Raw genomic sequence first — 12560 nt, forward strand, 5'->3', positions numbered from 1 at the left:
ATCCATGACCGAGACAAAATTCCCGCCCGAGAAGAACCTGCCCGCTGGCTACGTGCCGCCGAAGGTCTGGACCTGGGAGCCTGGCAATGGCGGCGCCTTTGCCAATGTCAACCGTCCGACCGCGGGCGCGCAGACCGAGACCGAACGCCCGGTCGGAAAGCATCCGCTGCAGCTCTATTCGCTCGGCACGCCGAACGGCCAGAAGGTGACGATCCTTTTGGAAGAGCTGCTGGCGGCTGGTCACGAGGGCGCGGAATACGATGCCTGGCTGATCAATATCGGCAAGGGTGACCAGTTTGGCTCGGGTTTTGTCGAGGTCAATCCGAACTCCAAGATCCCGGCCTTGATGGACCATGCCCCGAAGGACGGCGGCAAGCCGATCCGCCTGTTCGAATCCGCCTCGATCATGACCTATCTGGCGGAAAAATTCGGCGCCTTCCTGCCGTCGGAAACCCGTGCCCGCGCCGAGACGCTGAACTGGCTGTTCTGGCAGATGGGCTCGGCCCCCTTCCTCGGCGGCGGTTTCGGCCATTTCTATTCCTACGCGCCGATGAAGATCCAGTATGCCATCGATCGCTATGCGATGGAGGTGAAGCGCCAGATGGATGTGCTGAACCGCCACCTCGCCGACAACGAATTCATGGCCGGCAAGGACTACACCATCGCCGACATGGCGATCTGGCCCTGGTACGGCCGTCTTGCCCTGCACGGCGCCTATGACGATGCCGGCACTTTCCTGTCGGTCGACGAATATGAGCACGTCCAGCGCTGGACCAAGCAGCTCGCAGCACGCCCGGGTGTGAAGCGTGGCGCCATGGTCAACAAGACCTCCGGCCCGCTTTCCGAACAGCTGCATGAACGCCACGATGCCCCCGACTTCTTGACGAAGACGCAGGACAAGATCGCTGCGGCGTAAGGAGAGACCATGCCGAGCTTGCCCGACATGACCAAACATCGCGGTTTCCCCGGCGGTATGCCGGGGACCGGTGTGCAATTCACCATCCGCCGCGCCAATCCGCGTGGCGTGACCCCCATCAAGGCCTTTCCCCGCAAGGCACGGCCCGGCACCAAGGAACACCGGATCGACGCGGCCTTCCTGCATGCGCTCTGGCACCATTTCGGCGCGGAACCCTTCGAGCGCGGCAATCTCGATGCCGCACGCCTGAGCCTTCTCTTCGGGCGCGAAGTGATCCCCGCCACCAAGGAGTTCGACCCGCTCTCCTACGAGGCCATGCTCGTCATCGACGAAAAGGTGGCGCGCAAGAGCTTCCCCGAATCCTTCGACGACGTGTTCGAGGTGTAACGCCATGGCAAAAGATCCGCTCATGCCGAAACACCAGGGCTTCCCACTCGGGCTGCCTGGAACGCAATGGCAATTCACGATCCGCCGGCCGAACCCCAAGGTCACGCCACTCACCAACTGGCCGCGCCACCGGACCATGGATCCGACGGTAGCACTGGCCGACCTCGGATTCATGCAGGCGCTCTGGCAGTTCTTCGGCACGGAATCCTTCGAGCGCGGCAACCTCGACGGCGAACGCCTCTGCCGCCTGTTCGGTCGTGAAATCATCGCCGCCGAACGCGGATTTGATCCGCAATCCTACTTTGCCAAGCTGAAGATCAACGAGCAGCTGGCGCGCAAGAACTTCCCGGAAGCCTTCGGCGACGTGAAGAACGAGCAGAGCGTGGCGAAGGGCTTGAAGAAGAAGGCGCAGGAATAGCCCGACGTTTGGGATCAATGCTGGGAGAAGGTGGGAATGATGAATTTGACCTGTGACAAGTACGTGAGCGCCAAGGCGCTCATCATCGGGGGCGCTGCTCCCGGCGCCATCCCGCCTGCTCAAGCTGCCGAGTGACAACAATGATCCAGAAAATCCTCATCTCCAACAGGGGCGAAATCGCCTGCCGGGTCATCAAGACCGCCAAGAAGCTCGGCATCAAGACCGTTGCCGTCTATTCCGATGCGGACCGCAACGCGCTGCATGTCGAAATGGCCGATGAGGCCGTGCATATCGGCCCGGCGCCGTCGAACCAGTCTTATATCGTGATCGACAAGATCCTCGACGCGATCAGGCAGACCGGCGCGGATGCGGTGCATCCCGGCTACGGCTTCCTGTCTGAAAACGCAGCATTTGCCGAGGCGCTGGAGAAGGCGGGCGTGACCTTCATCGGTCCGCCTGTGGGCGCGATCCAGGCCATGGGCGACAAGATAACCTCGAAGAAGCTTGCCGCCGAAGCCGGCGTGTCGACCGTGCCCGGCCATATGGGCCTGATTGCCGATGCCGACGAGGCGGTGAAGATCTCCGATCAGATCGGTTATCCCGTGATGATCAAGGCCTCGGCCGGTGGCGGCGGCAAGGGCATGCGCATCGCCTGGAACGCAGAGGAGGCCCGCGAAGGCTTCCAGTCCTCGAAGAACGAGGCGAAGAATTCCTTCGGCGACGACCGCATTTTCATCGAGAAATTCGTCACCGAACCGCGCCATATCGAGATCCAGGTGCTCGGCGACAAGCACGGCACCGTGCTTTATCTCGGCGAACGCGAATGTTCGATCCAGCGGCGAAACCAGAAGGTCATCGAAGAGGCCCCCTCGCCTTTCCTGGATGCCGCCACCCGCAAGGCTATGGGCGAACAGGCCGTCGCACTCGCCAAGGCCGTCGGCTATCACTCGGCTGGCACGGTTGAATTCATCGTCGATGGCAAGCAAAACAAGTTCTACTTCCTCGAGATGAACACCCGCCTGCAGGTCGAACATCCCGTGACCGAACTGGTGACCGGCCTTGATCTTGTCGAGCAGATGATCCGCGTCGCCTCGGGCGAGAAACTCGCCCTCGCCCAGGACGACGTGAAGCTGAATGGTTGGGCGATCGAAAGCCGCCTGTACGCCGAAGACCCTTATCGCAACTTCCTGCCCTCGATCGGCCGTCTCACCCGCTACCGTCCGCCGGCCGAGGGTACGACCGCCGACGGCACCGTTATCCGCAACGATACCGGTGTCTTTGAGGGCGGCGAGATCTCGATGTATTACGACCCGATGATCGCCAAGCTCTGCACCTGGGCGCCCGACCGCATCACCGCCATCGACGCCATGAGCGAGGCGCTCGACAGCTTCGAGGTCGAAGGTATCGGCCACAATCTGCCTTTCCTCTCGGCGGTCATGGGGCAGGAGCGCTTCCGCTCCGGCAAGATCACAACGGCCTATATCGCCGAAGAATTCGGGCAAGGCTTTACCGGCGTCACGCCGGATGCGACCTCCGCCGAAACGCTCGCGGCGATTGCCGCCGTCATCAACCACCGTCTGCAGGCGCGTGCCATCCAAATCTCCGGCACAATCGGCAACCACGCCCGCAAGCTCGGCAAGGACTGGGTTGTGAACCTTGCGGGGTCGGATCATGCCGTGACGGTCGCCGAAGGCACTGGCAACACGCGCGTCTCGCTCGCCTCCGGCACCGAGTTTGTTATCGCCACCGACTGGCAACCCGGCCAAACGCTGGCGATCATCGACAACGGCGGCGACATGCTTTCGGTCAAGGTCGACCTCAAGGGTGCCGCCATTCGGCTACGTTGGCGTGGCATGGACGTGACCGCCCGCGTGCGCTCGCCGCGTGTCGCCGAACTCGCCAAACTCATGCCGGAAAAGCTGCCGCCGGACACCTCCAGAATGCTGCTCTGCCCGATGCCCGGCGTCATCACCGGCGTCGCGGTCAAGGAAGGCGAGACCGTGGAAGCCGGTCAGCCGCTGGCCACCGTCGAGGCAATGAAGATGGAGAACATTCTGAAGGCCGAACGGCGTGGCACTGTGAAGACGATCCTTGTCAAGCCGGGCCAGAGCCTGGCCGTCGATGAGCTGATCATGGAATTCGAGGGGTAGCGTTCTTCTTTGAATGCAAAATTCCTCAACCGTCTGCCGGCACCGTCTCTGCCCGGAACGGGGAGCAGGCCGAGATGGCGCCAATTGTGCCTCCCAGTCCAGGCTTGCGTGGAGAGGGCAGGCCGAGGGGCAAACAGGAACACTAGTCGTCGGCCCGCAGTCCGTGCGGAGCAGGGAGAAGACCGGATGACCAAGAAAACCATCGCCGACTGGCAGGCGCTTGCCGAGAAGGAATTGAAGCGTCCGGCAGACAGCCTTGTCTGGGAGACGCCGGAGGGCATTCCGGTAAAGCCGCTCTATACGGCAGACGATATTGCCGGCATCGACCATCTCGACAGCCTGCCAGGTTTTGCGCCCTTCACCCGCGGTCCACGTGCCACCATGTATGCCGGCCGTCCCTGGACGATCCGGCAATATGCCGGTTTCTCGACGGCAGAGGAGAGCAATGCTTTCTACCGGAAGGCCCTTGCTGCCGGCCAGCAGGGGGTCTCCGTGGCCTTCGATCTCGCCACCCATCGCGGTTATGACTCGGACCATCCGCGCGTCGAGGGCGATGTCGGCAAGGCGGGCGTGGCAATCGACAGTGTCGAGGACATGAAGATCCTGTTCGACGGCATTCCGCTTGAGGATATCTCCGTCTCGATGACCATGAACGGTGCCGTCATTCCGATCCTCGCCAATTTCATCGTGACCGGCGAGGAACAGGGTGTCTCGCGCGACAAGCTCTCCGGGACGATCCAGAACGACATTCTCAAGGAGTTCATGGTCCGCAACACCTATATCTATCCGCCCGAACCCTCGATGCGGATCATCGCCGACATCATCGAATACACGGCGAAGGAGATGCCCAAGTTCAACTCGATCTCGATCTCCGGCTATCACATGCAGGAGGCCGGCGCGACGCTGGTGCAGGAGCTCGCCTTCACGCTGGCCGACGGTCGCGAATATGTCCGCGCGGCCATCGCCAAGGGCCTTGATGTCGACGCCTTTGCCGGCCGCCTCTCCTTCTTCTTCGCCATCGGCATGAACTTCTTCATGGAGGCAGCAAAGCTGCGCGCCGCCCGCCTGCTCTGGACCCGCATCATGCAGGAGTTCGAGCCGAAGAAGGCATCGTCTCTGATGCTGCGGACGCATTGCCAGACTTCGGGCGTGTCGCTTGCCGAACAGGACCCCTACAACAACATCATCCGCACCGCCTTTGAGGCGATGTCCGCCGTGCTCGGCGGCACACAGTCGCTGCACACCAACTCGTTTGACGAGGCGATTGCGCTGCCAACCGAATTTTCTGCCCGCATTGCCCGCAACACCCAGCTGATCCTGCAGCATGAGACTGGGGTGACCAAGGTCGTCGATCCGCTCGCCGGCTCCTATTATGTCGAGAGCCTGACCAATGACATGGCAGAAAAAGCCTGGGCGCTAATCGAGGAGATCGAGCGGCTGGGCGGCATGACCAAGGCCGTCGATGACGGCCTGCCGAAGCGCCTGATCGAAGAAGCGGCGACCCGCCGCCAGGCAGCCGTCGACCGCGCCGAGGAGGTCATCGTCGGCGTCAACAAGTACCGCCTGGAAAACGAGGCCCCGATCGATATCCTGCAGATCGACAACTCGGCAGTCCGGCTGTCGCAGATCAAACGCATCGAGCAGACGCGTCGCCAGCGCGATCCGAAGCGGGTCAGCGAAACGCTCGCCCGACTGACGGAGGTCGCCAAGACCGGTCAAGGCAATATCCTGGAAGCTGCCGTCGACGCCGCCCGCGCCCGCGCCACCGTCGGAGAGATTTCGGACGCCATGCGCGCCGTCTTCGGCGATCACGTCGCCGTGCCCGAAGTCGTGCACGACATCTATGGCAAGGCCTATGAAGGCGATCCGGAAATGGAGACGCTGTCGACCCGCCTCAAGGACTATGGCAAGGCGGCCGCCAAGCCGCGCATCCTGATCGCCAAGCTCGGCCAGGATGGCCATGACCGGGGGGCCAAGGTGATTGCCTCGGCCTTCGGCGATATCGGCTTCGATGTCGTGGCCGGTCCCCTGTTCCAGACACCGGAAGAAGCCGCAGACTTGGCCGTCGCCAACAAGGTGCAGGTCGTCGGTTTGTCCTCACTTGCCGCCGGACACAAGACGCTCGCCCCACAGCTGGTTGAGGCGCTGAAGGCCAAGGGCGCGAATGACGTGATCGTCGTCGTCGGCGGGGTCATTCCGCGCCAGGACTACGATTTCCTGCTGGAGCATGGCGTCTCCGCCGTGTTCGGCCCCGGCACCAATGTCATGGATGCCGCGCGCTCGGTGCTCGATCTGCTCGAGGGTCGCCTGCGCAACAGTTGAGGATGCCGACAATCGCAGACGGCATCACCCACGCCCTCCATGATAGCAGCCCAAAGCCCCGGCTGCGGTGATCTTTCAGGATCACCGCAGACCACTTCGATCAGCTGCGGTCGTCTGCATTGGCCCCGAGCAGCTTCGGCAGATCGCCGAAACGGGCAACGAGGCCGAAGACGACAGCCGCGAGCGCGACGAAGAGGATCGTCACCGAAGCCATGACCGGCGTATAGCCGTAGCGCAGCGCGTTGAAGATCTTGATCGGCAGCGTCTCCATCACGAAACCGACCGTCATGTAGGCGACGATGTATTCGTTGAGCGAGAGCACGAAGGCAAAGGCATAGCCGGAGACGAGATAGGGCGCGATCAGCGGCAGCACGACCGTGCGGAAAATTGTACGGTCGTCGGCGCCCATGGTGGCGGCCGCCTCGACCAGGGAGCGGTCGATGGCCGAGAAGCCGAGTGACAGCGTCACCAAAGGCAGAGTGACGAAGAAGATCGCGTGACTGATCACGGCCGTCCAGGGCTGGCCATAGAAACCGGTCGCTGCCCAGAAGGTGAGAAGGCCCAGCGCCGTGATGACGGGCGGCAACGTGAACGGGGCAATGCCAAGCAGCTGGAAAATCTGCGCCCAAGGGGCAAGACGCCGCCACAGGAACCAGGCCAGCGGCAGTGCGATGGCGACGGCAAGTGCAGCCGCGCAGAGCGCCAGGATGACCGAGGCGAATAGGGCCGCGCGCCAGCCCGGATCGGTGAAGATCGCGCTGTACCAGGATAAGGAAAAGCCCTGCGGAGGAAAATTCAGGCTCTGCTTGGCATTCACCGAGACACCCGCGACGACCACGATGGGGGCGGCGAGAAAAATGCCGATGAGGGTGAAGTAGAGACGCGTGAGGACCGTGTTCATGCTGCCTCTCCCTTGCGACCAATCAGCAGCGTCAATGCTACCATTCCGAGCGTGACAAGCACGAGGAACACCGCCATCGCCGCTGCGAATGGCATGTTGGACTGGTAGATCGCCTGGTCGGTGATCAGCACCGAGAGCGTCCAGTGAGAGGGACGACCGAGGATCTGCGGCAGGAGATAGGAGCCGAGCGCGAAGATGAAGACCATGATGAGCGTGGCGATCAGCGTGTTGCGCAGCGCCGGGACAACCACCGTGAAGAAGGCCTTGAGCGGCGAGGCCCCGAGCGTACGCGCCGCTTCCGTCAGCGTCGGATCGAGCCGGACGAGTGCGGGATAGAGCACCAGCACCGTATAGGGCAGCGCCTGATAGGCCATGCCCGTCAGGACCGCGCCGAAATTCGGCATCAGCGCCACCGGACTGTCCATCAAACCGATCATGACCAGAAGATTGGTGATGCCCGCGGTGCGCGAAAGCAGTGTCGACCAGGCGAAACCGATGATGACTTCCGAAAGCGACAGGATGGAGAGCAACGCCACCAGCCACAGCACCTGAGCCTTCCGCGACATGCGCGCGAGCAGATAGGTGAAGGGCAGCGCAAGGGTCACGCAGACCACGGCGACTGCGATCGCCAGGCCAAGCGAGAAGCTGAGCACGCCACCGAAGAAAAACGACAGGAAGCGGGCGTAATTGTCGAAGACGAAGTCGGGCGAATAGAAGCCGGCCGGGTCACGGCGGAAGAAGGAAACGGCGATCATCGTCGCGAAAGGCACGACGAAGAACAGGATCAGCATGCCCGCCGGGAAAACGAGCGGCGCATAGTCGAGCGCAGTTTTCGGGGCCTCGCGTCTCATGCTGGCAGCACCACGGCGGTTTCCGGGTCGATGATGATGCCGACATCCTGGCCGACGGTGACGACCGGCCGCTCGCGTGGTGTCGAAACGGCAACAACTTCGGTGCCGGCGACATCGAGAAAGGTCTCGATCGTGCCGCCGAGATCACGGATGAAAGTGACTTTGCCGGTGATCCGGCCTTCGCCGGGCGCGGAGAGCTTCACGTCTTCAGGGCGAACCGAAAGGCTGGCCTGCGCCTGGCCTGACGGTGCCGAGATCCCGGCGACGGCATGCCCGAGCACGAGCGCCGTTCCCGCCTGCGCTGTCAGCGGCAGCAGATTGGTCGACCCGATGAAATCCGCGACGAAACGATCGGCCGGCTTGCGATAGATTTCGATCGGGCTCGCCGCCTGCCGGATCTTGCCGCCATTCATGACGACCACGGTATCCGCCATGGTCATGGCCTCGCGCTGGTCATGCGTGACGACGATGGTGGTGATGCCGAGCTGCTGTTGCAGCTTGCGCAGCTCCACCTGCATCGCCTCCCGCAGCTTGGCATCCAGCGCCGACAAGGGCTCGTCGAGCAGGAAGAGTTTTGGCGAGATCGCAAGCGCCCGGGCGATCGCCACACGTTGCCGCTGGCCGCCGGAGAGCTTGTGCACCGGACGGTCCGCATAGCCGGTGAGATGAATCATCGCGAGCAGTTCGTCTACCCGCTTCACTTGCTCCTCCCGACCGATGCCGCGGATACGCAAGGGATAGGCGATGTTTTCGCCGACGGTCAGATGCGGAAAAAGCGCCAGCGACTGGAAGACCATGCCAAGATCACGCTTGTGCGTCGGCACCTGCGTGATGTCCTGGTCGTCGAGTACGATCGAACCCTCTGTCGGACTGTCGAGCCCGGCGATCATCCTTAGCAGCGTGGTCTTTCCACATCCCGAGGGGCCGAGCAGACAGACGAAGGTGCCATGCGGGACGGAAAGCTGGACATTATCGACCGCCGTGAAGGGGCCGAACTGCTTGGTGATGGAATTGAGGGCGAGGCCGGACATCATGTCTCCGAAATCATAGGATGCAGGCTCGAAGCCCGTTGGCGCGGCGATAGCATCTCACGCACGAATTGTCTTGCAATGGTGAGCGGCCCTTTGAGGGCGTCACAGCGTTTTGGCATTTGAGGCTTTTGCCTCACCCTAACCTCCCCCCGCAAGCGGGGAGAGGCACAGTTGGCGCCGAGTAGAAATCAGCCGACGATCAGCTCGGTCCACTTCTGGTTCAACCAGTCCGACTTGGTCTGGTAGAGGTCGTAACGCGGCGTGATCGGCTCGATATCCGAGGAGACGGACGCGAATTCGGCATCTGTCAGGTCGAGCAGCTCGCGCTTGACCGTCGGGGCCGTGCCAACCTTGCGCGACAGGGTCGCCTGGATCGACGGCTGGCACATGTAGTCGATGAACACATGCGCTTCCTCGGTCTTGGCCGAGGCGCGTGACAGCGCCCAGCAACCCGAGTCCTGAATGCCGCCTTCCTTCGGGAAGGTCGAGCGAACCGGCTGGCCGTCGGCGGCGGCAAGGCCCGTGACGTCGTGGTAATACTGGCCCATCGGGATTTCGCCCGACTTCAGCGACTGCTCGAACTGCGCTTCGTCGCGGTACCAGAGGCGCACATTCGGCTTCACTTCCGCCAGCTTCTCAAGCGCCTTCAGGATACCCTCTTCGGTATCGAGTGCATTGGTGCCCCCCATATACGTCTTGGCGGTCACTTCCAGCAGGAAGGAGTTGGAGACGAGGGCAAGCAGGCCGAGCTTGTCGGCATTTGCCGGATCCCACAGCGCTTCCCAGGAGGTCGGGGCTTCCTTGAAGACATCGGTGTTGGTGACCAGCGTGATGTACCAGGCAACGGCACCGACGCCGGCGACGCGGCCATCCGGATACTTGTTGACGAAGCGGTCGATCAGGCCTGAGGCATTCGTGATCTTCGCCATGTCGATCGGCGCCCAGAGCTCGGTTGCCTGGCCCTTCAGCATGGCCACCTGCGACATCATCGAGAGGTCGGCCGGCGCCTGGCCGGCCTTGGCGGCCTGCTCGAGCTGCACCAGCCAGGCTTCACCCGTCGGCTCGGCGATCGATTCGACGGCAATGCCGGTCGCCTTGGTGAATTCCGGGAAGATATTCTTGTCGAACGAATCCTTGAAGTAGCCGCCATAGACGCCGATCTTGATCGACTTGTCCTGCGCCCTGAGGATTGTCGGCATGGCGAGTGCGCCGGCAGCTGCGAGCGAGCCGGCCAGCACGCCGCGACGGCTGACGGAATTGGAGAAGATGTCTTTCATGGTCCTGTTCCCTTGTTGTGGTTGAGGCGTTTTCGCCCTTTGAACTGCCTCTGTAGCCGGCCAGAAAAACTGCCCGGGATAAGCGCCCTCAGCGCGCCTTGATGGCCGGACTATAGACCATCAGGCTGAGGATTTCGAAGAGGATTTGTGCGCCGACATGAGCGGTATTGTGGTTCGCGTCATATTGCGGCGCGACTTCGACAACGTCGCCGCCGACGAGATTCACGCCCTTGAAGCCGCGAATGAGTTCCAGCGCCTCGCGCGACGTCAGGCCGCCCACTTCGGGTGTGCCGGTGCCGGGTGCCACGCTCGGGTCGAGACTGTCGATGTCGAAGGACAGATAGGTCGGGCCGTCTCCGATCACAGCCTTGGCCTTCTCGATGATCGCGGCAATGCCGAGACCGTTGATTTCTTCTGCGTGAATGACGGTCATGCCGGATTCGTAGGAGAACTCCCAGAGATATTCGGCCGGGCCGCGAATGCCGATCTGGATCGTCCTGACAGGATCGAGCACGCCGTCGAGCACGGCATTGCGGAAGGGACCGCCGTGGTGAAATTTGGTCTGGTCGAACGCGCCGCCGGTGTCGCAATGGGCGTCGATATGGATCATGCCGACGGGCCCATGCTTTTTCGCGATCGCTTTCATGATCGGATGGGTGATCGAGTGGTCACCGCCGACAGAAAGCGGCAGAACGCCTTGGCTCACAAGCTTCGTGTGATAGGCCTCGATGTCGTCATGGCTCATTTCCAGCCGGTATCGGCTGGAAAACGGCACGTCGCCGATATCGGCCACCTTGAGATCGAAGACCGGCGCACAATCGAGCACATGGTTGTAGGGTCCGATGCGATCGATCGCCCGCAAGGCGCGAGGTCCGAAGCGCGACCCGGGCCGGTTGGTGACGCCGAGATCCATGGGCACGCCGACGATCGCGACATCGAGATCGCGGACATCAGGGTCACGCTGGTCGACCTGGCGATAGGGGGCAGACACGAAGGTCGGCACACCGGCATAGGGTGCCGCTCGCGTCCCGTTCGAAAAAATCTTCTCGCCGACCTTGGCAAACTTCGGGTCGAAGATCTCGCCGGCCTTGTCGTTTCCGTATTTCTCGCGCAGCGCCGCTAGGCGCTTTTCGTCGAAGGTCATGTCTCGTTCCCTGTTTGTGAACGACGGGCCAGCCATCGTCCATTTTTACGGCACGGTCCTTGCCTGCCCTTATTGTGAGCATTAACCCGCAACCCACTTGGAAAATCAATTCACGATGTTATAGCAATCCATGTGAGAAAAATTCACGGATATTGAATCGCCATGGCAAGCCGCCTGCCCCCGCTCAACCCCTTGCGTGCCTTCGAGGCTGCAGCCCGACGCGGCTCCATCTCGGCCGCGGCGCGAGAACTGAGCGTGACCCATGGCGCCATCTCGCATCAGATCCGCAGTCTGGAAGAAACGCTGAAGACGGCGCTGTTCGAGCGCGGCGGCAAGCGGCTCAAGCTGACGCCGCAGGGCGCACTTCTCCTGCCGGCCGTGACCCAGGCCTTCGACGGCATCGCGGCAGCAACCGCCCTGATGAACCGACCATCGACCAGCGGCAACCTGCGCATCTCCTGCGTACCGGCACTGCTCTCGCTCTGGCTGGTGCCCCGCCTCGGTTCCTTTGTCGATCGTTACCCCGAGATCAGCCTGACCCTGACATCGAGCAACGATTCCAGCCTCATCTATTCGCCCGACATCGATATCGCGATCCTCTATGGCCCTGGCGGCTGGAAGGATTGCTGGACGAGGCTCTGGAGCAATTTCGACCTTTTCCCCGTCGTCAGCCCGACGCTGCTCAACACGCGGCCGCTGCGTTCCGTCCGCGATCTGCACGACCATGTCCTGCTGCATGGCGATGACGGCCGGGAATGGCGCAGCTGGCTTGCCGCCGCCGATCAACTGGACATGCCCAGGGCGCGCGAACATTTCATGGGCGACGCCAGGCTCTCGACCGAGGCTGCCCGCCATGGCCAGGGCGTGGCGCTCGGCGACAGCATCACGGCTTCCAGCCTGATTGCCGCCGGCGAACTCGTGATCCCCTTCGATCTCGCCGTCCCCGCACCTGACGCTTTCTACGTCGCCGCCCGCAACGACGTGCGCTCAGCCCCGATCGCCAAGGTTTTCATCGACTGGATCTTCGACATGATCGAGACCGAGCGGGCCGCCCAGCCGCGCCCGGCAAGCCGCAGCGCAGGACGAGGCATGACCTCCCCGCGCAAGCGAAACACCAATACCAGTACCACTGCCACACTCTTGGAAGAGAGCTGACAAAGCCG

General features: G+C 62.5%; 11 protein-coding genes. 6 read left to right on the forward strand and 5 right to left on the reverse strand.

Going from position 1 to position 12560, the window contains the following annotated elements:
* Nucleotides 1-4: 4 nt before the first annotated feature.
* The 5 genes from yghU (at nucleotide 5) to scpA (ending at nucleotide 6193) form a co-directional block, all read left to right on the forward strand.
* Entirely contained in the window at nucleotides 5-916 is a 912-nt protein-coding gene (yghU, locus tag QTL56_RS10250; protein WP_245135880.1) for a glutathione-dependent disulfide-bond oxidoreductase, read from the forward strand.
* Nucleotides 917-925: 9 nt separating this feature from the next.
* Complete coding sequence (locus QTL56_RS10255) at nucleotides 926-1303, forward strand: hypothetical protein (RefSeq protein WP_245135878.1); 378 nt, start codon at nucleotides 926-928, stop codon at nucleotides 1301-1303.
* Nucleotides 1304-1307: 4 nt separating this feature from the next.
* The gene (locus QTL56_RS10260; protein ID WP_245135875.1) at nucleotides 1308-1721 is read left to right on the forward strand and encodes a hypothetical protein; all 414 of its coding nucleotides are present in this window, start codon (nucleotides 1308-1310) and stop codon (nucleotides 1719-1721) included.
* A 140-nt stretch (nucleotides 1722-1861) separates the two neighbouring features.
* Nucleotides 1862-3871, forward strand: a complete 2010-nt coding sequence (locus QTL56_RS10265; protein ID WP_245135872.1) for an acetyl-CoA carboxylase biotin carboxylase subunit — start codon at nucleotides 1862-1864, stop codon at nucleotides 3869-3871.
* Between the two features lie 186 nt (nucleotides 3872-4057).
* Nucleotides 4058-6193 (forward strand): methylmalonyl-CoA mutase, encoded by a 2136-nt coding sequence (scpA, locus tag QTL56_RS10270; RefSeq protein ID WP_245135870.1) that lies wholly within the window; start codon nucleotides 4058-4060, stop codon nucleotides 6191-6193.
* A gap of 100 nt (nucleotides 6194-6293) precedes the next feature.
* Here the strand turns inward: scpA and QTL56_RS10275 are convergent, their stop codons facing one another.
* From QTL56_RS10275 to speB, 5 genes are all read right to left on the reverse strand, one after another.
* Nucleotides 6294-7094: an ABC transporter permease gene (locus QTL56_RS10275; protein WP_245135867.1), complete on the reverse strand. Its 801-nt coding sequence runs from the start codon at nucleotides 7092-7094 to the stop codon at nucleotides 6294-6296.
* On the reverse strand, nucleotides 7091-7945 hold the full coding sequence (locus QTL56_RS10280) for an ABC transporter permease (RefSeq protein ID WP_245135865.1): 855 nt from the start codon (nucleotides 7943-7945) through the stop codon (nucleotides 7091-7093). The genes QTL56_RS10275 and QTL56_RS10280 overlap by 4 nt, the downstream gene beginning before the upstream one ends.
* The gene (locus QTL56_RS10285; RefSeq protein ID WP_245135859.1) at nucleotides 7942-8976 is read right to left on the reverse strand and encodes an ABC transporter ATP-binding protein; all 1035 of its coding nucleotides are present in this window, start codon (nucleotides 8974-8976) and stop codon (nucleotides 7942-7944) included. Before QTL56_RS10285 ends, QTL56_RS10280 begins: the two co-directional genes overlap by 4 nt.
* A gap of 188 nt (nucleotides 8977-9164) precedes the next feature.
* Nucleotides 9165-10253 carry an ABC transporter substrate-binding protein gene (locus tag QTL56_RS10290; protein ID WP_370660339.1) on the reverse strand — a complete coding sequence of 363 codons (1089 nt, stop codon included), beginning with the start codon at nucleotides 10251-10253 and terminating at the stop codon, nucleotides 9165-9167.
* An 88-nt stretch (nucleotides 10254-10341) separates the two neighbouring features.
* Nucleotides 10342-11397, reverse strand: a complete 1056-nt coding sequence (gene speB, locus QTL56_RS10295; RefSeq protein ID WP_229574720.1) for an agmatinase — start codon at nucleotides 11395-11397, stop codon at nucleotides 10342-10344.
* A 162-nt stretch (nucleotides 11398-11559) separates the two neighbouring features.
* On the opposite strand from speB, the gene QTL56_RS10300 reads away from it, so the two are divergent.
* The gene (locus QTL56_RS10300) at nucleotides 11560-12552 is read left to right on the forward strand and encodes a LysR substrate-binding domain-containing protein (protein ID WP_245135858.1); all 993 of its coding nucleotides are present in this window, start codon (nucleotides 11560-11562) and stop codon (nucleotides 12550-12552) included.
* The last annotated feature ends 8 nt before the right edge of the window (nucleotides 12553-12560 follow it).

The sequence above is a fragment of the Peteryoungia algae genome (assembly GCF_030369675.1).
Taxonomy (GTDB): domain Bacteria; phylum Pseudomonadota; class Alphaproteobacteria; order Rhizobiales; family Rhizobiaceae; genus Allorhizobium; species Allorhizobium algae.

Coding starts and splice junctions, on each gene's coding strand:
- QTL56_RS10255 (WP_245135878.1), top strand. CDS start 926: ATGCCGAGCTTGCCCGACATGACCAAACATCGCGGTTTCCCCGGCGGT.
- QTL56_RS10300 (WP_245135858.1), top strand. CDS start 11,560: ATGGCAAGCCGCCTGCCCCCGCTCAACCCCTTGCGTGCCTTCGAGGCT.
- speB (WP_229574720.1), bottom strand. CDS start 11,397: ATGACCTTCGACGAAAAGCGCCTAGCGGCGCTGCGCGAGAAATACGGA.
- QTL56_RS10280 (WP_245135865.1), bottom strand. CDS start 7,945: ATGAGACGCGAGGCCCCGAAAACTGCGCTCGACTATGCGCCGCTCGTT.
- QTL56_RS10285 (WP_245135859.1), bottom strand. CDS start 8,976: ATGTCCGGCCTCGCCCTCAATTCCATCACCAAGCAGTTCGGCCCCTTC.
- QTL56_RS10260 (WP_245135875.1), top strand. CDS start 1,308: ATGGCAAAAGATCCGCTCATGCCGAAACACCAGGGCTTCCCACTCGGG.
- QTL56_RS10275 (WP_245135867.1), bottom strand. CDS start 7,094: ATGAACACGGTCCTCACGCGTCTCTACTTCACCCTCATCGGCATTTTT.
- yghU (WP_245135880.1), top strand. CDS start 5: ATGACCGAGACAAAATTCCCGCCCGAGAAGAACCTGCCCGCTGGCTAC.
- QTL56_RS10290 (WP_370660339.1), bottom strand. CDS start 10,253: ATGAAAGACATCTTCTCCAATTCCGTCAGCCGTCGCGGCGTGCTGGCC.
- QTL56_RS10265 (WP_245135872.1), top strand. CDS start 1,862: ATGATCCAGAAAATCCTCATCTCCAACAGGGGCGAAATCGCCTGCCGG.
- scpA (WP_245135870.1), top strand. CDS start 4,058: ATGACCAAGAAAACCATCGCCGACTGGCAGGCGCTTGCCGAGAAGGAA.